Below are 23157 nucleotides of genomic sequence, written 5' to 3'. Positions count from 1 at the left end.
AGGAATGTGCAACTTTGGAAGGGAAGCAGTTCGCGTGATAACGACAGTCTTGGCGCAAAATTGCTATTGCCCGGCAGATTCCGTTCGAATCTCCGGCATCGATCAAACTGAGACATTCGATACAGCGCCGCCCGTACCGTTGGGCGCGCAAAGGACGCTGTAGCACTCTGATTTGCGCATGATCCCTAACCGAAAATCGATTCCGATTTTCTGCGTGATGCGCCAAGCTTTGCACAGCGCCAGCCGATCCCGGACAGGGTGCCAGAACGGCGACGACTGTCGGATTGCCAGACCCTTTCGCGTCGGCCGGCTTCAGTATTCGCGCTCGTAGAAAACGCCGCCCTTGGCTTCGCCGGCATCGGTGGCCTCGCCGCGCAATTTGACGCCGCGCCCGACATCGAGATCGATCGCCGCCTTGCCCGAACCGGGCTTGTCGCCCTTCTGGATCGTCACATAGGTGCGGTCGTTGAGATATTTGCCGGCCGAGACCGCGGTGCCGCCCTCTTCGTCGGTGATGACGTCGAGATCGTCGACGCCGATCGCGCTGCGCAGGTTCTGGAGCAGCGAGGTCGAACCGCCGACACCGGCCAGTTGCGCGGCGGCTTCGGCAAGCTGGGCGATCTGCAGCGGCGACAGGTTCGACATCGAGCGGCCGAAAATCAGTTGCGCCAGGACCTCGTCTTCCGGCAGCGCCGGCACCGACGAGAAGTTGAATTTCGGATTGGTCGCCTCGCCCGATACCACGATGGTGACGGTGGCGCTGCTCGTCGTCGATGTCGCTGTGAGGTTGAGATAAGGCACCAGCGACCCTGAAAAGCCGACCGTGCCTTCGGTGAAGGTCAGCCGCTTGGCGAGGATCGTCAGCCGCCCGCGCTGCAAGGTGAAGGTGCCGACGGCTTGCGGCGACGATGCCGGGCCGGTCAGCCGCAGCGATCCGCCAAGCTCGGCATCGACACCCCTGCCCTGGATGAAGATCTGGCTCGGCGCGTTGACCGTGACATCGAGATTGAGGCCGCCGCCACCGCCGCTGCCGCTCGCAGTCGCCGGGCGCAACGCCTTGTCCTGCGCGCGCACGGCGGCCGGTGCGTTCCTATGCTTGACGTCGAGCTCCGCTAGCGAACCCGGCAGCTTTTCGGGAACGGTGATCACGGTCTTGGCCAGGTTGATCGTGCCCGAAATGACCGGCGCCGACGCGAGCGGTCCCTTGATGGTGAGGTCGCCGCCGAGATTGGCGGTGACCACCCTGCCGTCGGTATAGCGGCCGTCGACGAGCTTGACCGACAGGTCGGCCGGAAAACCTTGCGCCGGATTGATGCCGACCGTGCCGCTGGCCGACAGGCTGCCGCGCGTCGACAAATTGCCGGTCAGGCGGTTGATCCTGGCGACGCCGCCGCCGATCGCGACATCGGCGGTGATATCGTTGATCGCAAGTCCCGAGCGTGCATCGATCAGGCGGGCACCCGACGTGCGGACCGTGCCTGTGATCACCGGCGACGTCGCCGGGCCGCGCACCTTCAAATCGACGTCGGCCGTGCCGCTCAACGACAGGCCTTGCGCGGCGAGTGTCCGGGTGAGGAAGGCGAACGGCACCTTGCCGGAAAAGTCGAGATCAAGGGTGGGCGTGCCTGATGTCGCCACCGTGCCGCCGCCCTTGAGGCCGAGACCGGCGGCATCGCTCATGTTGGCGTCGAAGGCCAGTCTGTTGCCTGAATACGTACCGGAGGACGAAACACTCATGCCGCCGAAACCGGCGCCGCGGGTCTGCGACGTCTGGACGCCTGCGGCGTCGATCTTGAAGGCGACGGCCGGATTGGCCGGCGCGCCCGTCACCTTCACCGTGCCCGAGATCGAGCCGGCGGCATCGAGGCCCGGCGAGAAACTGTTGGCGAGCGACATCGGCACCCGCGCCAGCGTCGCGTTGAGATTGAGCGCCTCCCCGACCTTGCCCGAAACCGTCGCCGTGCCACCGCCGAGGTTGAGCGCGAGCCGATCCAGGCTGGTGGTGCCGTTGGCGATGGTGATGGTCGAGGCCTGCGCGATCGCCGCTTTGATGCCGCGCATGGTCGCCTGGCCGGAGGTGAGCTCGACCGTCGTCGTGCCGTTGGCGATCCTGACGCGGCCGGCGGCCCTGGTCGGAATGTCCTTGACGTTGGCGCCGCCGGAAAAGCCTGTCCAGTCGCCGTCACGCTTGAGATCGACATCGATGCCGCGAATGACGGTGCCGCCGGAGGTGACGCTGTCGGCACGGATCTTTCCGGAGATCACCGGTGCCGCGAGATAGTTGGCGATCGATGCATCGATGGTGACCGTCTTTGCCGAAACATCGCCGCGTGAAATCGAAGCCGTCGAAGCCTTGATGGTGACCTCGGGCACATTGCCGGTCTTCGAGAAAACGATCGTGCCACGCATGTCGCCTTCCGCCTTTTCCAGCGCAAGGGCTGCGAGCGGTCCGATATCAGGCAGGTCGAGCGCCACGGTGCCATCAGGCACGAACGCCTCGTCAAGTGCCAGGTCGCCCGATACCCGGTTCTTGCCGAGTGACAGCAAAAGCCCGTTGATGGCGCGCTTGCCGTCGGACGTAGCCAGCACGACACGGCCTTGCAGGGGCTGGCCCGCGACATTTCCGGTCAGTTGTACATTGGCCGCCGGGTTGGCGGCATCGGCCTTGCCGGTGGCGGTGAGCCTCAACCCGGTGATCTCGCGTTCGGCCACCGAGAGCCGGTCGCTGTTGACCGTCAGCGACAGGTCGGGCGCGGTGCCGGCGCCTTGCGCGTTCAGCGCGAAAGCGATGGCGCCCTTGGCATCCCCGGACAGAAGCGAGATGTCGGTCAGCGCGCCCTTGATGTCGACGGCGAGTTGGTTGTCGGCAAGGCTGGCCTGCCCGTCGGCGGTCAGCGCGCCGGACACCAGCCTGATCGCGTTGGCGGTGACATTGCCATTGGCGTTACGCTTCAACGCGGCACTGAGTTCTGTCCGCTCCGCGAGCAAACCGCGCGCTGCCGCCGGCAGCGCTGCGGAAGCCGCATCCACCCTGAGGTTGAGATCGATGGCGCCGTCGGCCAGCGAGACCCTTCCGTTGAAGCCGGTGTTCAGCGCGTCGCCCGTCACCGACCCGCTGTCGATCACGATGGTGTCAGTCGCGAGGCTGCCAGCGACTTGTGCCGTGATCCTGCCGGCGATCAGCGGCGCGATGGTCGGATTGTCCAGGCCGATCTTGTCCGCCGTCACCGTGCCGGAAATCGGCCCTGTCCGGCTTTTCACGTCGAAGGCGTCCGAGTGCAATGCCAGGGTGAGCCCCTCGACCTTAGCTTGATTGGTGGCGGCCGAAGGCAGAACAGCGGAGATATCGAGCTTCGGCTGCGTGCCCTGCCCTGCAGCCTTTACCGAAAGCGCCTGCAGCTCGAGCTTGATCGGGCTCTCGGTGCTGCCAAGCGCCAGCGGCAGGCTCGGGCCGGTCGAGGCGAGGTCGAGCGCAAAATCGCTGGCGCCGTTCGGATTGATGGTGCCGGCGGCCTTGCCGGATATTTTGTCACCGGCGAGCGTCGCGTGGTCGATGGCGACGCCGCGGGCGGAGGAGAAGCTGCCTGCCGCATCGAGGTTGAGAGGGCCGAGCCCCGCCCGGCGTGTCTGGCTGGTCTCGGCGCCGCTGAGCTGCGCATTGAAACGAATGTCGGGGGCTGCCGACGGTCCCGTCACTTGCGCTGTTCCGCCGAGCGTGCCCGCGGCGTCGAGGCCGGGTGAAAAATCATTGGCAAGGGCTGCCGGCAGCGCGGAAAACTCCGCCGCGAGGTCGAGCGTCTGGCCGGCGGTGCCGGACATGGTCACCGATCCGCCGCCGACATCGAGCAGCAGCTTTTCGATGCTGGCCGTGCCATTGGCGATGCTCAGGGTCGACGGCTGCGCGACTGCCGCCTTGATGCCGCGAATGGTCGCTTCGCCGGAAGCGATCTCGACACTTGTCGTGCCGTCCGCGATCTTCACCCTGCCTTCGGCCCTGGCCGGAATGTCCTTGACGTTGGCGCCGCCGGAAAAGCCTGTCCAGTCGCCGTCACGCTTGAGATCGACATCGATGCCGCGAATGACGGTGCCGCCGGAGGTGACGCTGTCGGCACGGATCTTTCCGGAGATCACCGGTGCCGCGAGATAGTTGGCGATCGATGCATCGATGGTGACCGTCTTTGCCGAAACATCGCCGCGTGAAATCGAAGCCGTCGAAGCCTTGATGGTGACCTCAGGCGCATTGCCGGTCTTCGAGAAGGCGATCGTGCCACGCACGTCGCCGTTAGCTTTTTCCAGCGCCAGGGCTGCGAGCGGACTGATATCGGGTAGATCCAGCGCCACCGTGCCGAGCGGCAGGAATCTATCGTCGAGAGCAAGGTCGCCCGAAACTTTGTTGTCGTCCAGCGACAGGCTTAGTCCGTTTATGGACCGCTTTCCCTGGCGCGTTACCAGCGACGCCTTGAAATCGAGTGGCTCGTCATTGATGGATCCGGTGAGCGAGATATCGGCCGCCGGGCTGGCGATGTCGCCCTTCCCCGTCGCGGTGAGCTTTAGCCCGGTGATTTCTCGCGCCGCCACCGAAAGCCGGTCGCTGTCGACCGTCAGTGACAGGTCCGGCGCTGTACCGGCGCCTTGCGCGTTCAGCGCGAAAGCGATGGCGCCCTTGGCATCCCCGGACAGAAGCGAGATGTCGGTCAGCGCGCCCTTGATGTCGACGGCGAGTTGGTTGTCGGCAAGGCTGGCCTGCCCGTCGGCGGTCAGCGCGCCGGACACCAGCCTGATCGCGTTGGCGGTAACATTGCCGTTGGCGTCGCGCTTCAGTGCCGCGCTGAGCTGCGTCCGCTCGGCGAGCACACCGCGCACTGCCGCCGGCAGCGCTGCGGAAGCCGCATCCACCCTGAGGTTGAGATCGATGGCGCCGTCGGCCAGCGAGACCCTTCCGTTGAAGCCGGTGTTCAGTGCCTCGCTCGTCACCGAGCCGCTGTCGATGACGATGGTATCGGTAGCGAGATCGCCGGCGACCTTGGCAGTGATCTTTCCGGCGAGCAGCGGCGCGATGGTCGGATTGTCCAGGCCGATCTTGTCCGCCGTCATCGTGCCGGAAATCGGCCCTGTCCGGCCCTTCAGATCGAAGGCGTCGGAATGGAGCGCAAGCGCGATGCCTTCGGCCTTGGCGAGGTTGGTTGCGACCGACGGCAGTGTCGCGGAGATATTCAGCGTCGATTGCATGCCCTGCCCCGCGACCTCCACCGACAGCGCCTGCAACTCGAGATTGATCGGGCTCTCGGTGCTGCCAAGCGCCAGCGGCAGGCTCGGGCCGGTCGAGGCCAGGTCGAGCGCAAAATCGCTGGCGCCGTTCGGATTGATGGTGCCGGCGGCCTTGCCGGAAATTTTGTTACCGGCGAGCGTCGCGTGGTCGATGGCAATGCCGCCGGCGGACGAGAAACTGCCTGCCGCATCGAAGGTGAGCGGCCCGAGCCCCGCCTGGCGGGTCTGGCTGGTCTCGGCGCCGCTGAGCTGCGCCTTGAAACGAATGTTGGGGGCTGCCGACGGTCCCGTCACTTGCGCCGTTCCACCGAGCGTACCCGCGGCGACGAGGCCGGGTGAAAAATCATTGGCAAGGGCGGCCGGCAGTGCGGAAAACTCCGCCGCGAGCTCGAGCGTCGGGCCGGCGGTGCCGGACACGGTCACCGATCCGCCGCCGACATCGAGCATCAGCTTCTCAATGCTGGCTGTGCCATTGGCGATGCTCAGGGTCGACGGCTGCGCGACCGCCGCCTTGATGCCGCGAATGGTCGCTTCGCCGGAAGCGATCTCGACACTTGTCGTGCCGTCGGCGATCTTCACCCTGCCTTCGGCCCTGGCCGGGATGTCCTTGACGGTGGCGCCGCCGGAAAACCCGGTCCAGTCGCCTTCGCGCTTCAAATCGACACCGATGCCGCTGATCACGGTGGCCCCCGATGTGACCGTATCAGCCTTGATCGTGCCGGAGATCGCCGGTGCCTTGAGATAGTTGGCGACCAGCGCGTTAACGGCGATGGTCTTTGCCGCCAGATCGCCGCGCGAAATAGACCCGCTCGTCAGATCGATCGCGACCGTCGGCGCGCCACCATCACTCGAGAGGCGGATGCTGCCCTGCACGTCGCCTGCCGCCGTCTGCCCGGCAAGTGCGACCAGCGGCCCGATATCGGGCGCTTCGAGTGTCAGCGTGCCGAGTGGCAGCAAGCTGTCGTCGAGAGCGAGATCGCCCGAGACCTTGTTGTCGGCCAGCGACAGGCTAAGGCCGTTGAGGGAACGCTTTCCGTCACGCGTGACCAACGATGCCCTGAGATCGAGCGGCTGGTCGTCGACGGACCCGGTCAGCGAGACATCGGCGGCCGGGTTGGCGATGTCGGCCTTCCCCGTCGCCGCCAGTTTGATCGTCTTGACCGTACGGCCGGACGCCGTCAGGCTGTCGCTGTCGGCCGAGACCGAGAAATCCGGCGCCGTGCGCGCACCGCTCGCCGTCAGCGCGAAATCGACGGCCCCGCCGACCGGTACGCCAACCATCGGCGACAGTACCGAAACATCGCCGAGCGTGCCCTTGATATCGGCCTGGATGTCGGTGCCAGTCGCGCTGGCGGTGCCGCTGGCGCTCAGCGAGCCCGAAGTGAGTTGCAGCGCATTGGCGGCAAAGGAACCTTGCGGGTCACGGGTCGCGGTCGCCGAGAATGTCACGCGCTTGCCCAGAACCGAGCGGATCTGCGGCGGCAGCGCAGTCGAGACGGCATCGGCATTCATCTTGAGCGTCATCGCCAAATCGGCCAGCCTCACCCTGGACGTCACCGAGGCATTGAGCGCATCGCTGCGCAGCGTGCCTTGATCGACGACGATCTCGTCCTTGCTGACCGAGCCGGCGAGGTCCGCGGTCACCCTGCCGGTCACCAGCGGCGCCAGCGTCGCCACGTCGGTGTTCAGGCCGCCGGCTATAAGCTTGATGGTGACCGGTCCGCTGCGGTCCTGGATGTTGAAGCCGTCGGAATGGATTTCAGCCGACAGATCGTCCACCCGCGTGCCGCCCGCCACCACCGAGACCAGAGACGCGCCGATGTCGACTATCGGCGCCTTGCCGCCGCCGAACGCGCGGGCCGTGGCGCCGGTGATCGCGACGGTCACCGGCTGCGCCGCGGTGCCGAGGCTCAGCACGATCGGTGGGCCCTTGGCGGCGAGCTCCACCGAAAGGTCGCTGGCGCCATTGGGGTCGATGATGCCCGCGGCCGTGCCATGCACGGCATCGCTGTCGATGCTGGCGCGCTCCACTTCGACGCCGCCCGTCATGATCGCGGTTCCGGCAAGGTCGAAGCTGGTCTTGCCGGCAAACAAGGATTTCAGATTATCGGGCAAGAAGCGCTGGAAGTCGCCGTCGCCCTTGGCCTCGACATAATTGCCCCTGTCGGTAAGCTGGTGGCGACCGGTGAGCTGGGTGACGATCTGGCCGTCGACGACGAAGGTACCGATGCCGCTCCAGTTGGCGACCGGCCCCGTGCCGGTGACGACGATGTTGACCGGCGGCGCATCGGGCAAATTGAGCAGATTGGCGATGATGCCGCCGGCCGGCTCGGATGCCTTCAGATCGAGGTCGAGCTTATTGTCGGCGGGCGCGAAATGGATGTTGGCGTCGACCTTGCCTTGCTTGCCGTCGTGGCGAGTGATGTTGAGGCTGGTTTCGAGCGCCAATGGCGCCGCGTCGGCCTTGAACGACCCCTTGGCCGCGAGCTCTGCGATACCGCTGCCGGCCAGCGCCTGCCCGACCGCGATTTCCGGCAGGTCGATCTGCTTGATGTCGAGCGACACCGGCAGGGTGGTGGCGCCACCTTGGCTCGGCTGGGTGCCGGCCACCGGCAGCCGCGCCAGCTCGATGCGATCGGCGGCGATGCGGCCGGCGCTGAAGTTTTTCGACAAAAGCGCCAGCGGCGACCAGTCGACGGCCACCTTGCGCGCCACCAGCCAGGCGCCCTGGCGATCCTCCAGCACCACATGATCGACAGTCAGCGCGCCGGACCAGATGCCGTCGATGCCGCTGACCGTGACCTTCCGGTCATCGGTCGACGCCACGGTCGAGATGATGCCGGCGAGATTGTCGCGGCCGCGCTCGGTCTTGGTCAGCACGACGAGCGCACCGACCACCGCCGCCACCACGATGAGCAGCGTGTAAAAGACAATGCGGAGGATGCGCTTGACCATTGTCATCAGAACGCCTGGCCGATGCCGGCATAGATGCCGAAATGCGGGTCATCGGGACCCCGGTTGAGCGGCACCGCCGCATCGATGCGCAGCGGTCCGAACGGCGTAATATAGCGCAGGCCGACGCCGGCGCCGACCTGAATGTCGGAAAAATCCGGGAACTGCTTGGTCGAGACCGTGCCGGCATCGACGAACGGCACGACGCCGATCGTGTCGGTGATGGCGATGCGCATCTCGACCGAGGTCTCGAACAACGAAAGCCCGCCGATCGGCTGTCCGTCGGCGTCCTTCGGACCGATGCCCTGATAGGCATAACCGCGCACCGAACCGCCGCCGCCGGCATAGAAGCGCCGGTTGGCCGGAACATCCTGAAGGCCGGCACCGATGATCGAGCCGATGGCGACGCGTTCGGCCAGGATGAATTTCGAAGCCGTGTCGAGCGACTGATAGGTCGATCCTTCGCCCCTCAGCTTGACGAAGGCCGAACCGTTCAAAATGTCGTAGCTCGGCTCGGCATAGGCCAGCGCCCTGAATCCCGTCGTCGAGTTCAGCCGGTTGTCGCGGTTGTCATAGACATATCGCAGCGGAACGCTGGCAATCAGATAGGTGTGCTTGCCGAAAGAATCGGTGATCTTCGAATAGTCGAGCGCGACTTCGGCGGAAACCGTCTGCTGCTTGTCGAGTTCATAAGACAGGCCGGTGTTGCCCTTGACCGAGAAATTGTCGTAGGCGTCGGGATGCTCTAATACGGTGCTGACGCCGGCGAAGAATTTCGACGCCGGCCCGACCATGCCCGGCTTTTCGAACATGATGCCGGCATTGTAGTTCAGCTCGGTGAACTCATTGCTGCCGATGCCGCTGATTGCGCCCTCGATGCGCAGCTTTTCGGCACGGCCGAACAGATTGCGGTGGCCCCAATAGCCTTCGAGGCCGAGCCCCTCGGTGTTGGAGAAGGTGCCGCCAAGGCCGAAATAGCGCGGCTTGCGCTCGCTCACTTCGACGCCGATCGGGATGTTGCCGTCGGCGTCGAGACCGTCGGCCTCCTTCAGCGTCACGCTGTTGAAGACTTCCAGCCCGAGCAGCCGGTCGCGCGCCTCGTCGATCTCTTCCGGCGAATATTGGCGGCCGCGCTTCAGGCCGGTCATATATTCGGTGAAATCGCGGTCGACCTTTTCGGTGCCCTCAACCGTGGTGTCGCCGTAGCCGGCAACCGGCCCGGCCGCCACGGTCAGCGTTACGTCGAGCGTCGAGGTGGCGTGGTCGGCGACGATCTCGCGGTCCGTCACCTTGGCCAGCGGCCTGCCTTCCTCTTTGAGCGCCCGCACGATCGACGCCTCGGCCTTGAGCACGGCACCGGAACCGGCATCGCCGCCGGCGATCAGGCCGAAATCGGCGCCCGCCAGCCCCGCCGCATCGCCCTCCAGCCTGATGTCGCCAAGCGTGAATTTCGGCCCGGTCGCAATGTTGATCACCACCGGGATCGGCTGCGGACCCGAAAATTCGGCGTCAGGCGGCAAATCGTCGAGCGGCTTGCCTTCGATGGTGATGGTGACGACGCCCTCGTAGCGGGCGTCCGCGTAAAGTGCGGCGACAAGCTGATCGCGGTCGCCACGCGCCTTGGCCAGCAGGCCGAGCGAACCAGAGACTGGACGTTCTTCGTCGTCCTTCAGCGCCGAGGCGTTTTCGAGCTTCTCGGCGAGGTCCTCGTCGGCGTCGGGCGCCTCGATGGTCACCGCATAGCGCAGCGGATCGACGATGTCGGCGTCTTCATCCTCTGACGATCCCCACAGCTTGATGCCGAAGATCTCGAAAGCGGCCGCATTTCCGCTCGCGGCAACCAATGCAGTCGAGCACAGCAAGGCGAAAAGCAGGGCGTGCGAAAGCACGCGCCGTGGCGCGGTTCCTCCCGACATCTGCCTTTCATACGCCGACATTACAACTCTACACTAGCTGCCAAAGCTAAAATTGGAATGAAGTTCTGAATTGCTCGTAAAGGAGCCACAATCCAATTGTCTGAAATGGACAGGGCTTGGAATTCACACCTTCTGCGTCGCCGCAAGAATGCGTGATCCCTGTCCTATGGAGGTACTACCGGTCATCGGCCGGAAAGGAAACCGTTGGCAGGCGGAACCTGCCGCGTCCTCGTGTTGACAAGCGTGACTGAGCTTGAACATGTCTGGACGAAACGTAGACGTAACGTAAGCAGTGTCTGGAGGGTGTTATGGCAATGCGCGCGGCTCGTGGTCTGTCGATCTTTTTCCTTCTCTTTTTCGCCTGGAGCAGTGTCGCGCAAGCGGCCGAAGCGCGCCGGGTGGTGACATCGGACAATTCCGATTATTTCGGTTTCGATCTCAGATCCGACCAGAATGTCAGCCTCGACCAGTGCAAGACGACATGTCTCGGCGATCCCGCCTGCCGCGCCTTCACCTATAACCCCAAAGTCAAATGGTGCTTTCTCAAATCCGACTATAACACGCTGAAGCCATTCAACGGCGCCGTCGCCGGCAAGGTCGTCAACGTCGATGGCGACCCCGATATTGGCGCGCCGCCGGACCTCGCCTTCTTCCCCGCCTGGATGGCCGACCAGGCCCAGCAATACCGCAACAGGCTCACGGGCCCGGCCTACACCAAGCCCACCGAAGGGCTGACGGCGCTGAGGGAGGGGGCAAAACAAGCGTCGCAGACCGGCGACCACCGCTTGGCCATCCAAAAATACGAGGCTTTGGTTTCGGTATTGCCCGAAGATGGCCAGCTTTGGCTCGAACTGGCGCGGGAAACGCTCGCCGTGCAGCCGACCGCCAACAGCGCGGAGGCGTCCACCCTGCCGGCGAACGCCACCTCCGCCGGCTTCAACGCCTACAAATTGCTGCGCACCACAAAAACGCGCTCCGAAGCGCTGGCACTGCTTGGCGACGGGCTCGACCGCCGCGACCTCCCCCGGCCGGCCCTGCAGGCCTACGAAGCGAGCCTCGCGCTGGTCAGTTCGCCTTGGGTCTCGGCCGCCTATCAGGATCTCAAGGCCCGCAAAGGCTTCCGCGTCGTCGATCACACGGTCGACGCCGACACCAGCGCGCCGCGTATCTGCGCGCAGTTTTCCGAGGACCTGGTCAAGACCGGTGTCGACTACTCGCAATTCGTCACCGTCGACAACGCCGCCCCCAAGGGCGTCGAGGCCAAGGACAAGCAGATTTGCGTCGAGGGGCTCGAGCACGGCCAGCATTACGACGTGACCTTCCGCCCCGGCCTGCCGGCCGCCATCGGCGAGGTGATCACCGCCCCGGTGGTGCTGTCGATCTATGTGCAGGACCGCGCCCCGTCCGCCCGTTTCACCGGCGACAGCTTCGTGCTGCCTGCCGGCGCGCGCCGCGGCATCCCGGTCGTCACCGTCAACATGAACGTCGCCGAAATGAAGCTCTACCGCATCGGCGACCGTTCGCTGACCCAGCTTCTGTCCGGCTATCAGTTCCTGCGCCAGCTTGACGGCTACGACATCTCCAACATTTCCGATCAGATGGGCGAGCCGGTCTGGCAAGGCCAGCTCGACATCGCCAACGACCTGAACAAGGAAGTCACCACCTCCTTCCCGGTCGACGAAGCGCTGCCGCAGCGCAAGCCCGGCGTCTATGTGCTGACCGCGCAACCGGTCGATGAGAATGACAACGAATATGATTCGCGCGCCACGCAATGGTTCGTCGTCTCCGATATCGGCCTGTCGACCTATACCGGGCAGGATGGGCTGAACGTCTTTGCCCGTTCGCTCGGAACCGCCAAGCCGATATCAGGTGCTGAACTGACGCTGCTGGCCAGGAACAATGAAATCCTTGGCACCGCAACCACGGACGCGGAAGGCCGCGCCGTCTTCAACCCTGGACTGACGCGCGGCGACGGCGGCATGGTCCCAGCCGTGCTGACAGCCAAGCAGGGTGACAGCGACTTCGTCTTCCTCGACATGGGCCGCGCCGGCTTCGATCTTTCCGATCGTGGCGTCACCGGGCGTCCGGCGCCGGGCGCGCTCGACGTCTATGCCTGGACCGAACGCGGCATCTACCGCGCCGGCGAGGACGTCCATGTCGCGGCGCTTGCCCGCGATGGCGCCGCCAAGGCGATCGAGAACCTGCCGCTGACCTTCATCTTCACCCGTCCCGACGGCGTCGAGAACCGCCGCAGCGTCAGCGATGGCGTGTCGGCTGGCGGCCATGCCGTCGACCTGCCGCTCGAACCCAACGCCATGCGGGGCACCTGGACGGTAGCGATCCACACCGACCCCAAGCAGGCGGCGGTCGCTAGCCAGATGTTCCTGGTCGAGGATTTCGTGCCGGATCGCATCGAGTTCGACCTGTCCGCCGACAAGCAGGAGATCGCGCAGGGCGAAACTGCCAACGTCACCGTCGACGGCCGCTTCCTTTATGGCGCGCCGGCCGCGGGGCTGGCGCTCGAAGGCGAACTGACGCTGTCGACCATCCGCGACTGGGACCGCTTCAAGGGCTATTCCTTCGGCCTCGCCGACGAGCAGTCGGCGGAACCGTCAGTCACGCCGTTCACCGGCCTGCCGGTGGTCGGTGAAGACGGCAAGGCAACCTTCCCGGTTTCCGTCGACCAGTTGCCCTCGACCACCAAACTGGTCGATGCCAAGGTTACGGTCAGGATGCGCGAGACCGGCGGCCGCGCCGTCGAGCGCTCGCTCAACATCGGCATCCGGCCGCAAGGCCACATGATCGGCATCCGCCCGGATTTCGACGGTGACGAGGTGCCGCAAGGCGGCACGGCGAAGTTCAGCCTGATTGCCGTCGACCCCGACGGCAAGCGCGAGGCGTTGCAGGGCGCGCAATGGTCGCTGGTCAAGGTCGAACGCAATTACCAATGGTACCGCTCGAGCAATTCCTGGAACTATGAGCCGGTCACTTTCACCAAGTCGGTGGCCAACGGCCTGGTCGACCTGACCGCTAACGGCGAGGCCACCGTCTCGCTGCCGGTCGACTGGGGCCGCTATCGGCTCGAAATCGAGACCTCGGACCCGGAAGGCCCGGCGACCAGCTACGAATTCGACGCCGGCTGGTATGTCAGCTCCACCACAACCGAAACGCCTGACGGCCTGGAAATCGCCCTCGACAAGGACAACTACGCGGCGGGCGAAGTGGCCAAGCTCAAAGTGTCGCCGCATTTTGCCGGCGAGCTGCTCGTCACCATCGGCGCCGACAAACTCTTGAAGACCGTCACAGCCAGCGTGCCGGCCGGCGGTAGCACCATCGACATCCCGGTCGACGACGACTGGGGCGCCGGCGCCTATGTCACGGCAACGCTGTTCAGGCCGGGCGATGCGCAGGAAACCCGCATGCCGGCGCGCGCCATAGGCGTCAAATGGCTGAAGGTCGATCCGGGCTCGAAGAAGCTCGCCGTCACCTTGACGCCGCCGGACAAGACCATGCCACGCCAGCAGCTGTCGATCCCGGTCTCCGTGGCCGGCGTGCAGCCGGGCGCCAACGCCTATGTCATGGTCGCGGCCGTCGATCTCGGCATTCTCAATCTGACCAATTACCAGGTGCCGGATCCGGAGACCTGGTTCTTCGGCCAGCGCATGCTCGGCCTTGAGGTACGCGACCTCTACGGCCGCCTGATCGACGGCTCGCTGGGCACGTCAGGCAAGCTGCGCACCGGCGGCGACGGCGCCAACATACAGTCGCAAGGCAACCCGCCGACCGAAAAGCTGGTCGCCTTCTTCTCCGGTCCGGTCCAACTCGATGCCGACGGGAAGGCGCGGATCGACTTCGACATCCCGCAGTTCAACGGCACCGTGCGCGTCATGGCCGTCGCCTGGACCGAGGACGGGGTCGGTCATGCCCAGTCCGACGTGATCGTGCGCGATCCGGTGGTGATCACCGCCGGCTTGCCGCGCTTCCTGGCGCCCGACGATTCGGCCGTCATGCGGCTCGATGTCACCGACACCGACGGTCCGGAGGGCGACTATGCACTGTCGATAAACACCACCGGCAATCTTTCGACCGGCAGTGCCGCCCTGCCCGAAAAGCTGACGCTCGCCAAGGGCAAACGGCAGACGCTGACCGTGCCGCTGATCGCTGAAACGCCGGGTGACGCCTCGATCACCATCAAGCTCGCCCATGCCGACGGCACCGCTGTCGAGCAGACGCTCTATGTGCCGGTGCGCCCGGCGCAATTGCCGGTGACCACCCGCATGGTGGTCGACCTCAAGGGCAATGGCGGGTCGCTGCGCGTCGACAAGGAGCTCCTGGCGGCAAGCCTGCTCGACGGCGCTTCGGTCAGCGTCGGCGTTTCGCAGGCGGCGGCCTTCGACGTGCCGTCGCTCCTGATGACGCTCGACCGCTACCCCTATGGCTGCGCCGAGCAGACCACCAGCCGCGCCATGCCGCTTCTGTATGTCAACGAGATGGCCTCGGGCGTCGGCATGGCCAGCGACGCCGACCTGCATGGCCGCATCCAGGACGCCATCTACAAGGTGCTGAGCTACCAGGCGTCGGCCGGCAGCTTCGGCCTGTGGGGTCCGGGCTCCGGCGACCTGTGGCTCGACGCCTACGTCACCGACTTCCTGACCCGGGCGCGCGAGCAGAAATACGACGTGCCGGCCCAGGCGATGAACCAGGCGCTGAGCAATCTGCAAAACGCGATCGGCTACGACCAGGACGTCAAGGATCGCGGCAGCGAGATCGCCTATGCGCTCTATGTGCTGGCCCGCAACAAGAAGGCCTCGATCGGCGATCTGCGCTACTATGCCGACACACAGCTCGAAGCCTTTACCAGCCCGATGGCAGTCGCCCAATTGGCGGCGGGCCTGGCGCTCTATGGCGACACGCAGCGCTCGGAAGCCACCTTCCAGGCCGCCCTGCAACTGGCCAGTTCAAGCTCGGCATACGACGACTACAGGTCCGATTATGGCTCGCCGCTGCGTGACGGCGCGGCGATGCTGGCGCTTGCCGCCGAATCGAAGCCGGTACCAACGATCGTGCCGGCGCTGATCAAGCTGGTGACGCAGGAACGCGCCGCCGTCAGATGGACCAGCACGCAGGACGAGTCCTGGATGCTGCTGGCGGCCCGCGCGCTGAAGGCCGGCAATGATGCGATCGCGCTGACCATCAATGGCGCGCCGCATGCCGGCGCCTATTCGGACCAGATCGCCGGCAGCGACATTGCCGACAGCCCGCTGACTGTCGCCAACACCGGCAGCAGCCCGCTGCAGGCGGTCGTCACCACGGTGGCCTCGCCGATCCAGCCGCTGCCGGCCAGCGGCAACGGCTTCACCATCGGCCGCACCTACTACAAGCTCGACGGCACCGAAGCCAATGTCACGGAGGCGAACCAGAACGAACGCTATGTCGTCGTGCTCAATATCTACGAGCAGAACAAATGGCCGTCGCGGCTGGTGATCACCGATCTGCTGCCGGCCGGCTTCGAGATCGACAATCCGGGCCTGGTTTCCAGCGCCCAGTTGTCGAACTTCTCCTGGCTGGCCCAGACCGACGCCGCCCATCTCGAATTCCGCGACGACCGTTTCGTCGCGGCCTTCAATCCGAATGATGGCGACGGCGACCGCAACATCACGCTCGCCTATGTCGTGCGCGCGGTGACGCCGGGCACCTATGCCCATCCGGCGGCAAGTGTCGAGGACATGTACCGGCCGCAATATTCGGCCCGTACCGCGACCGGCATGATGGAGGTCAAGGCGCCGTAAGGCAAAGATGGCGAACAGGAACATGACGATGGCACCTTCGCAAAGGATCTCGCCAATCTTCAGCGTTGCAGAAAGGGAGCCGAGGTCGCGGCCGGCTCTCCCTTCTCCCCTTGTGGGAGAAGGTGGCCTCGCCCACGGGTCTTGCCTCCGGCAAGCCCGAGGACAGGCTCCGCGAGGTCGGATGAGGGGTGTTCCAGCTTGGCACCAATAGCGCTCTGGCCAGCACCCCTCAACCGTCTTGGCGCTGCGCGCCAATCCACCTTCTCCCACAAGGGGAGAAGGAAGAAGGGCAGCGCCATGCTCTCCCGAAAAATCCTGCGCCGTTCGGCCATCGCCGCCGCCTCCCTCGCCGGCTTTGCGGCAATCGCCGCGGGCGGGCTTTGGCAGCTCGACCGCGCCTTTCCGCCACCACTGCCGGCGGCGCTGACGGTATCGACCGAAGTGCAGGACCGCGACGGCCAACTGTTGCGGGCCTTCGCCACACCGGACGGCTATTGGCGGCTCGCCACCCATCTCGACCAGGTCGACAGACAGTTCGTCGACATGCTGGTGACTTACGAGGACAAGCGCTTCTGGGACCATGAAGGCGTCGACGTGCTGGCGCTGGCCCGCGCCGCCGGCCAGTTCGTGGCCAATGGCCGTATCGTCTCCGGCGGCTCGACACTATCGATGCAACTCGCCAGGCTGACCGAACCGCGCGACAGCCGCAGCCTTGGCTCGAAGGTCAAGCAAATGCTGCGCGCCCTACAGATCGAGCGGCGGCTCACCAAGCGCGAGATCCTCGAACGCTATCTGACGCTGGCGCCCTATGGCGGCAATCTCGAAGGTGTGCGCGCCGCCTCGCTCGCCTATTTCGGCAAGGAGCCGAAGCGGCTGACGGTCTCGGAGGCGGCCCTGCTCGTCGCATTGCCGCAATTGCCGGAAAAGCGCCGGCCCGACCGCAACCTTTCAATCGCCCACGCCGCTCGCGACCGGGTGCTGATGCGGATGGCTTCGTCAGGCCTGCTCGGCGAGCGCGAGGCCGCACGTGCCGCGCTCGACGACGTTTCCGCCATCCGCCGCACGCTGCCGGCGCTCGCCGCCCATGCCGCCAATGCGATGCTGCCCAGGGCCGTTCCTGGCCAGAAGCTGCGACTAACGATCCGCAAGAGCGTCCAGGAAGGGCTGGAACAGGTGGCCAGGGATGCCGCAACCAGGCTCGGCCCCCGCCTCTCCGTCGCCATGGTGCTGGCCGACGCCCGCACCGGTGAGATCCTCGGCGAAGTCGGCTCTGCCAACTATTTCGACGCCAGCCGCTCCGGCTGGATCGACATGACCAGGATCGTCCGCTCGCCCGGTTCGACGCTGAAACCGTTCATCTACGGGCTCGCCTTCGAACAGGGATTGGTGGCGCAGGAAACGCTGATCGACGACAGGCCGACCGATTTTTCCGGCTACCGGCCGAAGAATTTCGACATGGACTACCAGGGCGACGTCAGCATCCGGCAGGCGCTGCAACTGTCGCTCAATGTGCCGGCGATCAGTGTGCTCGACGCGGTCGGGCCGGCGCGGCTGCTCGCGCGCTTCCGCCAGGCCGGCGTCACGCCGATCCTGCCCGTCAACAAGGCGCCGGGTCTCGCCATCGGTCTTGGCGGCGTCGGCGTGACGCTGCGCGACCTCGTCCAGCTCTATGCCGGGCTTGCCAATGGCGGCAAGGCGCACACGCTGAATGACGGCACCGAGCCGGCGAGTGCCGAGCGCTCCACCGCTACCATCCTCGACGATCAGGCGAACTGGCAGATCACCGACATATTGTCGGGCGTCAAGCCGCCCGAGGGTGCCGCCCGGCGCGGCATCGCCTACAAGACCGGTACCTCCTACGGCTACCGCGATGCCTGGTCGGTCGGCTTCGACGGGCGCTACGTGCTGGGCGTCTGGGTCGGCCGTCCTGATGCCGGCGCGGTGCCTGGCCTGTCCGGCTATGTCTCGGCCGCACCGATCCTGTTCGAGGGCTTTGTCCGCTCCGGTCTGGCTGCCGTACCGCTGCCAAGCCAGCCGGCCGGCGTCATCAGACCCAGGCGCGACGAACTGCCGGTGACATTGGCGCGCTTCGGTTCTGGCGCCGACGGGCTGGTCCAGGCGACGCCGACCGAGCCTGCGCCGACGATAATCTTTCCGCCCGACGGCGCCCGCGTCGATCTCGGCACCACCGCCGCCGAGGCCTCGCCGCTGGTGCTGAAGCTGCAAGGCGGCCGTGCCCCGTTCCGCTGGTTGGCCAACGGCAAGCCGCTGGTCGGCATCGACCGGCGGCGTACCGCGACCTGGCAGCCGGACGGCGTCGGCTATTCGACCCTGACCGTGATCGACGCGGTCGGGCGTGCGGCCAGCGTGAAAGTGTTCGTTGAATAGAATGCGCCAAGCGATTCAGCGCATTGCGTTTTGCGCCCTGCTGTCGGCTGCCGGTACCGCCCCTGTCTTGTCCGCAGACCTCCCCGCCGGCTTCGTTCGGCTGGCCGACATCGATCGCACCATCCGGCAGGACATCCGCTACGCCCGCACAGACAATTTCCTGCACCGCAAGGCAGCCGGCTACGACGCGCCGGTATGCATCCTCACCGGGCGAGCGGCGGAAGCGCTTTCCGGAGTCCAGAAAGCGATTGCCGCCGAGGGGCTGACGCTGGTCGTGTTCGACTGCTACCGCCCGGCGCGCGCCGTCTCCGACATGGGCGAATGGACTGGGGAAGGCGGACCACCCGACCCGCAATGGTATCCGACGGTCAAGCGCAAGGACCTGATCGCCAAAGGCTATGTCGGCGAACTGTCGACGCATTCGCGCGGCTCGACCGTCGATGTCGCCATCGCGCGAGCCGACCGCAAAACCGCTCCGAAACAGGCCTGCGGTGTATCAGATGCCGAAACGCTTGATTTCGGCACCGGCTTCGACTGTTTCGACCCGATGAGCGAAACGGCGCACCGTCCGCTGGCCGAGGCAGCAACCGCAAACCGCAAGAGGCTTGTCGAGGCCATGCGCGCCGGCGGCTTCAGAAATTATGCGCGCGAATGGTGGCACTTCACGCTGGAAAACGAGCCGTTTCCAAAGCAGCGCTTTGATTTTGCCGTCACCGCCGACTGAATCATTTGCCGCGGCGAATGCAATTCGCGCTCGCACCAGATCCAGCCATTGCCGAGGCGCGACCTGCCTCTAGATAGATCGCTTCATGAGCCCGGATTCCGCACTGCAGCGTTGCGAGGAAAGAATTTCCTCATGAGGCCAAAGGTCGGCGAAAAATTGCTTCAAAAGGACAAAAAAAGCAACATTGGATGCATCTAATTTCTACCAATTCGGTAGATTTGAGGTGATCTCAACGGAGGCGGAAATGACCAATCCTCGTTTCAGGAAACTGCTCGGCGCACTGGTTGCCACATCTGTCCAGTTCGGCACGCTCGGTTTCGCGTTTGCCGATACTACCATCCTCAACGTGTCCTATGATCCGACGCGTGAGCTGTACAAGCAATTCGACGAGGCCTTCGCCGTCCACTGGAAGGCTGAGACCGGCGAGACGGTAACCGTCCAGCAGTCACATGGCGGGTCGGGCGCGCAGGCCCGCGCCGTGATCGACGGCCTCGACGCCGACGTGGTGACGCTGGCGCTCGAAGGCGACATCAACGCCATCGTGGAGAAATCGAAGACGATCAATCCCGACTGGCGGACCAAGTTCGAAAACAATTCGGCACCCTACACCTCGACCATCATTTTCCTCGTCCGCAAGGGCAACCCGAAGGGCATCCACGACTGGGGCGATCTGGTCAAGGACGACGTCCAGGTGATCACGCCGAACCCCAAGACCTCGGGCGGCGCACGCTGGAACTATCTCGCCGCCTGGGCCTATGCCAACGCCAAGGATGGTGGTGACGAGGCCAAGACCAAGGAATTCGTCGGCAATCTGTACTCTCATGTTCCGGTGCTCGACACCGGCGCGCGCGGCGCAACCGTGACCTTCGCGCAAAAAGGCCTCGGCGACGTGCTGCTGGCCTGGGAGAACGAGGCTTATCTGGCGCTCGACGAATTCGGCGCCGACAATTTCGATATCGTCTACCCGCCGACCTCGATCCTGGCCGAGCCGCCGGTCGCCGTGGTCGACGCCAATGTCGATGCCAAGGGCACGCGAAAAGTCGCCGAAGCCTATCTAGGCTACCTCTACTCCAAGGAAGGCCAGACGCTGATCGCCAAGAACCACTATCGCCCGTCGAAGCCCGATTTGGTGCCGGCGGAGGACCTCGCCAAGCTGCCTGAGATCAAGCTGATCACCATCGACGATCCACTTTTTGGCGGTTGGAAGAAAGCACAGCCTTACCATTTCGGCGACGGTGGTATATTCGACCAGATCTACAAGCCGGCCCAGTAGACCCGTAAGCTAGATTTTAGATCAGGACGACATGACCACAGCACCCGCGAAGGCGGGGTGGCGGTTCAGACAGCCGAGCGTCATTCCGGGTTTCGGATTGACGCTCGGCTTCTCGCTTGCCTACCTCACGCTCATCATCCTCATTCCCCTGTCGGGGCTGATCTGGCGATCGGCCGCGCTCGGCTGGGCCGATTTCTGGGCGATCGCCACCGACCGCCGCACCATCAATGCGCTTGAAATCAGCTTCGGCACCGCCTTCTTTGCCGCCGCGGTCAATGTCGTCTTCGGCACGATCGTCGCCTGGGTGCTGGTGCGCTACAGCTTTCCTGGCCGCCGAATCGTCGATGCCATGGTCGACCTGCCCTTCGCGCTGCCGACGGCGGTGGCCGGCATCGCGCTGACCACGCTCTACGCGCCGAATGGCTGGCTCGGCAGCCTGCTGGCGCCGCTCGGCATCAAGGTTGCCTATACGCCGCTCGGCATCGTCATCGCGCTGATCTTCATCGGCCTGCCCTTCGTCGTGCGCACCGTCCAGCCGATCATGGAGGAGATCGACAAGGAGGTGGAGGAAGTCGCCGCCACGCTCGGCGCCAATCGCTTCCAGACCATCGCCCGGGTTCTGCTTCCGGGCCTGGCGCCGGCCATCGTCACCGGTTTTGCGCTGGCTTTCGCGCGCGGTGTCGGCGAGTATGGCTCCGTCATCTTCATCGCCGGCAACCTGCCCTACAAATCCGAGATCGCGCCACTTCTGATCGTCATCCGGCTGGAGGAATACAATTATGCGGCGGCGACCGCGATCGCGGCGATCATGCTCGCTTTGTCGTTCGTGATGTTGCTGGTCATCAATCTGGTGCAGACGTGGAGCCGCAAGCGCTATGGCTGATCCGGAGATCAAATCCTACGCACCGCACCACGAAAGCCAGTCGGCGGCAGTAACCGAAAGCCGCACGGCGAAAGCCGTGCTGATGATCGTGACCTTTGCCTTCCTCGGCATTTTCCTGCTGTTGCCGCTGATCGTCGTCTTCAACGAAGCCTTCGCAAAGGGCCTCAGTGCCTATACGGAGGCGCTGACCAGCCCCGACACGCGCTCGGCGATCTATCTGACGCTGCTGGTGGCGGCGATCTCGGTGCCGCTCAACATCGTCTTCGGCGTCTCCGCCGCTTGGGCGATCGCCAAGTTCGAGTTCAAGGGCAAGGCTTTCCTGACCACGCTCATCGACCTGCCGTTTTCGGTCTCGCCGGTCATTTCCGGGCTGGTCTATGTGCTGTTATTCGGCGCGCAAGGCCTGCTCGGGGCCTGGCTGAAGGCGCATGGCATCGTCATCCTCTTTGCCGTGCCGGGCATCGTGCTGGCCACCATCTTCGTCACCTTTCCCTTCGTCGCCCGCGAACTGATCCCCTTGATGCAGGAACAAGGCAATGGCGACGAGGAGGCGGCGCTGTCGCTCGGGGCCAATGGCTGGCAGGCGTTCTGGTACGTGACGCTGCCCAACGTCAAATGGGGGCTGCTCTACGGCGTCTTGTTGTGCAATGCCCGCGCCATGGGCGAGTTCGGCGCGGTCTCCGTCGTGTCGGGCCACATACGCGGGCTGACCAACACCATGCCGCTGCATGTCGAAATCCTCTATAACGAGTACAATGCCGCCGCCGCCTTCGCCGTCGCCTCGCTGCTTGCGGGCCTGGCGCTCGTCACGCTGGTCTTGAAAACACTTCTCGAAATGCGCTACGGCGCCGAGATCGCCGCGACGCGCGGACACTGAAAAAAGGGACGGTTGATGGAAGTTCGCGTTGCCAACGTGCGCAAGGAGTTTGAACGGTTTCCGGCCCTCCACGACGTTTCGCTCGACATCAAGTCCGGCGAGCTGATCGCGCTGCTCGGGCCTTCCGGCTCCGGCAAGACGACGCTGCTCAGGCTGATAGCCGGGCTGGAGCGGCCGACGAAAGGAAAGATCTTCTTCGGCGAGGAGGATGCGTCGCAAAAGTCGATCCAGGAGCGCAATGTCGGCTTCGTTTTCCAGCATTATGCGCTGTTTCGCCATATGACGGTGGCCGACAATATCGGCTTCGGCTTAAAAGTTCGGCACGGGCCGTCACGGCCGTCGGCGCAGGAAATCCGCCGCCGTGCCTCCGAGCTTCTCGACCTTGTCCAGCTTTCCGGCTTGGAGAAGCGCTATCCGGCGCAGCTTTCGGGCGGCCAGCGCCAGCGTGTGGCGCTTGCCCGCGCCATGGCGATCGAACCGGCCGTGCTTTTGCTCGACGAGCCGTTCGGCGCGCTCGATGCCCAGGTCCGCCGCGAGTTGCGCCGCTGGCTGCGCGACATCCACGACGCCACCGGCCACACCACAGTCTTCGTCACCCATGACCAGGAAGAGGCGCTCGAGCTTGCCGACCGCGTCGTGGTGATGAGCCAGGGCAGCATCGAGCAGGTCGGCACCGCCGATGAAATCTACGACACGCCGAACTCGCCCTTCGTCTACGGCTTCATCGGTGAATCGAGCGCGCTTCCCGTCAAGGTCGAAGACGGTCAGGTCTGGATCGCCGACCGCCCGATCGGGCTGTCCGCGCCGCATGCACCGCAAGGCGAAGCGACGCTGTTCTTCCGCCCGCACGATGTCGAACTGGTGGACGAATGCAATGGCTGCATCGCCGGCACGGTCGCCGCCAGCCGCCGCGTCGCCGGCACCAGACGCGTGGAGCTCGAAATCGGCGGCGAGCGCCAACGGGTCGAGATCGAGCTGCCCGTCGACCATCCGGCGGCGCAGAAAAGCCGGGTGGCGTTCAGGCCGCGGCGCTGGAAGCTTTTTCCGGTTGCTTAGCTGGCGGTCGCCTCTTTCATGCTGAACGACA

At 65.0% G+C, this 23157-nt stretch carries 9 protein-coding genes; 7 read left to right on the top strand and 2 right to left on the bottom strand.

Translation table 11 applies throughout. From position 1 onward, the window contains the following. Positions 1-312 precede the first annotated feature (312 nt). Both IHQ72_RS16605 and IHQ72_RS16600 read right to left on the bottom strand, forming a co-directional pair. Positions 313-8229 (bottom strand): translocation/assembly module TamB domain-containing protein, encoded by a 7917-nt coding sequence (locus IHQ72_RS16605; RefSeq protein WP_258123413.1) that lies wholly within the window; start codon positions 8227-8229, stop codon positions 313-315. Then, positions 8229-10157: an autotransporter assembly complex protein TamA gene (locus IHQ72_RS16600; RefSeq protein WP_258123412.1), complete on the bottom strand. Its 1929-nt coding sequence runs from the start codon at positions 10155-10157 to the stop codon at positions 8229-8231. The genes IHQ72_RS16605 and IHQ72_RS16600 overlap by 1 nt, the downstream gene beginning before the upstream one ends. 287 nt (positions 10158-10444) lie before the next feature. Between IHQ72_RS16600 and IHQ72_RS16595 the strand changes: the two genes are divergently transcribed. The 7 genes from IHQ72_RS16595 to IHQ72_RS16565 all read left to right on the top strand — a co-directional run bounded on the left by IHQ72_RS16595 (position 10445) and on the right by IHQ72_RS16565 (position 23126). Further along, positions 10445-15925, top strand: a complete 5481-nt coding sequence (locus IHQ72_RS16595; protein ID WP_258123411.1) for an alpha-2-macroglobulin family protein — start codon at positions 10445-10447, stop codon at positions 15923-15925. Positions 15926-16222: 297 nt separating this feature from the next. After that, positions 16223-18313 carry a penicillin-binding protein 1C gene (pbpC, locus tag IHQ72_RS16590; RefSeq protein WP_258123410.1) on the top strand — a complete coding sequence of 697 codons (2091 nt, stop codon included), beginning with the start codon at positions 16223-16225 and terminating at the stop codon, positions 18311-18313. Positions 18314-18380: 67 nt separating this feature from the next. Next, a complete protein-coding gene (locus tag IHQ72_RS16585; protein WP_258123408.1) occupies positions 18381-19037 on the top strand; it encodes a M15 family metallopeptidase in 657 nt (218 codons plus the stop codon). Between the two features lie 244 nt (positions 19038-19281). Further along, on the top strand, positions 19282-20310 hold the full coding sequence (locus tag IHQ72_RS16580) for a sulfate ABC transporter substrate-binding protein (RefSeq protein ID WP_258123406.1): 1029 nt from the start codon (positions 19282-19284) through the stop codon (positions 20308-20310). Between the two features lie 31 nt (positions 20311-20341). After that, the gene (gene cysT, locus IHQ72_RS16575) at positions 20342-21193 is read left to right on the top strand and encodes a sulfate ABC transporter permease subunit CysT (protein WP_123152024.1); all 852 of its coding nucleotides are present in this window, start codon (positions 20342-20344) and stop codon (positions 21191-21193) included. Continuing rightward, positions 21186-22070 (top strand): sulfate ABC transporter permease subunit CysW, encoded by an 885-nt coding sequence (cysW, locus tag IHQ72_RS16570; protein WP_258123404.1) that lies wholly within the window; start codon positions 21186-21188, stop codon positions 22068-22070. Before cysT ends, cysW begins: the two co-directional genes overlap by 8 nt. Before the next feature lie 15 nt (positions 22071-22085). Next, a complete protein-coding gene (locus IHQ72_RS16565; RefSeq protein WP_258123403.1) occupies positions 22086-23126 on the top strand; it encodes a sulfate/molybdate ABC transporter ATP-binding protein in 1041 nt (346 codons plus the stop codon). Positions 23127-23157: the final 31 nt, after the last annotated feature.

The organism is Mesorhizobium onobrychidis, assembly GCF_024707545.1.
GTDB lineage: Bacteria > Pseudomonadota > Alphaproteobacteria > Rhizobiales > Rhizobiaceae > Mesorhizobium > Mesorhizobium onobrychidis.
This window is presented reverse-complemented; position numbering and strand designations above follow the sequence as displayed.

Excerpts from the sequence above, each read along its gene's own strand:
- IHQ72_RS16565 (WP_258123403.1), top strand. The coding sequence starts at position 22,086 with ATGGAAGTTCGCGTTGCCAACGTGCGCAAGGAGTTTGAACGGTTTCCG.
- IHQ72_RS16595 (WP_258123411.1), top strand. The coding sequence starts at position 10,445 with ATGGCAATGCGCGCGGCTCGTGGTCTGTCGATCTTTTTCCTTCTCTTT.
- pbpC (WP_258123410.1), top strand. The coding sequence starts at position 16,223 with ATGCTCTCCCGAAAAATCCTGCGCCGTTCGGCCATCGCCGCCGCCTCC.
- IHQ72_RS16600 (WP_258123412.1), bottom strand. The coding sequence starts at position 10,157 with ATGTCGGCGTATGAAAGGCAGATGTCGGGAGGAACCGCGCCACGGCGC.
- IHQ72_RS16580 (WP_258123406.1), top strand. The coding sequence starts at position 19,282 with ATGACCAATCCTCGTTTCAGGAAACTGCTCGGCGCACTGGTTGCCACA.
- IHQ72_RS16605 (WP_258123413.1), bottom strand. The coding sequence starts at position 8,229 with ATGACAATGGTCAAGCGCATCCTCCGCATTGTCTTTTACACGCTGCTC.
- cysW (WP_258123404.1), top strand. The coding sequence starts at position 21,186 with ATGGCTGATCCGGAGATCAAATCCTACGCACCGCACCACGAAAGCCAG.
- cysT (WP_123152024.1), top strand. The coding sequence starts at position 20,342 with ATGACCACAGCACCCGCGAAGGCGGGGTGGCGGTTCAGACAGCCGAGC.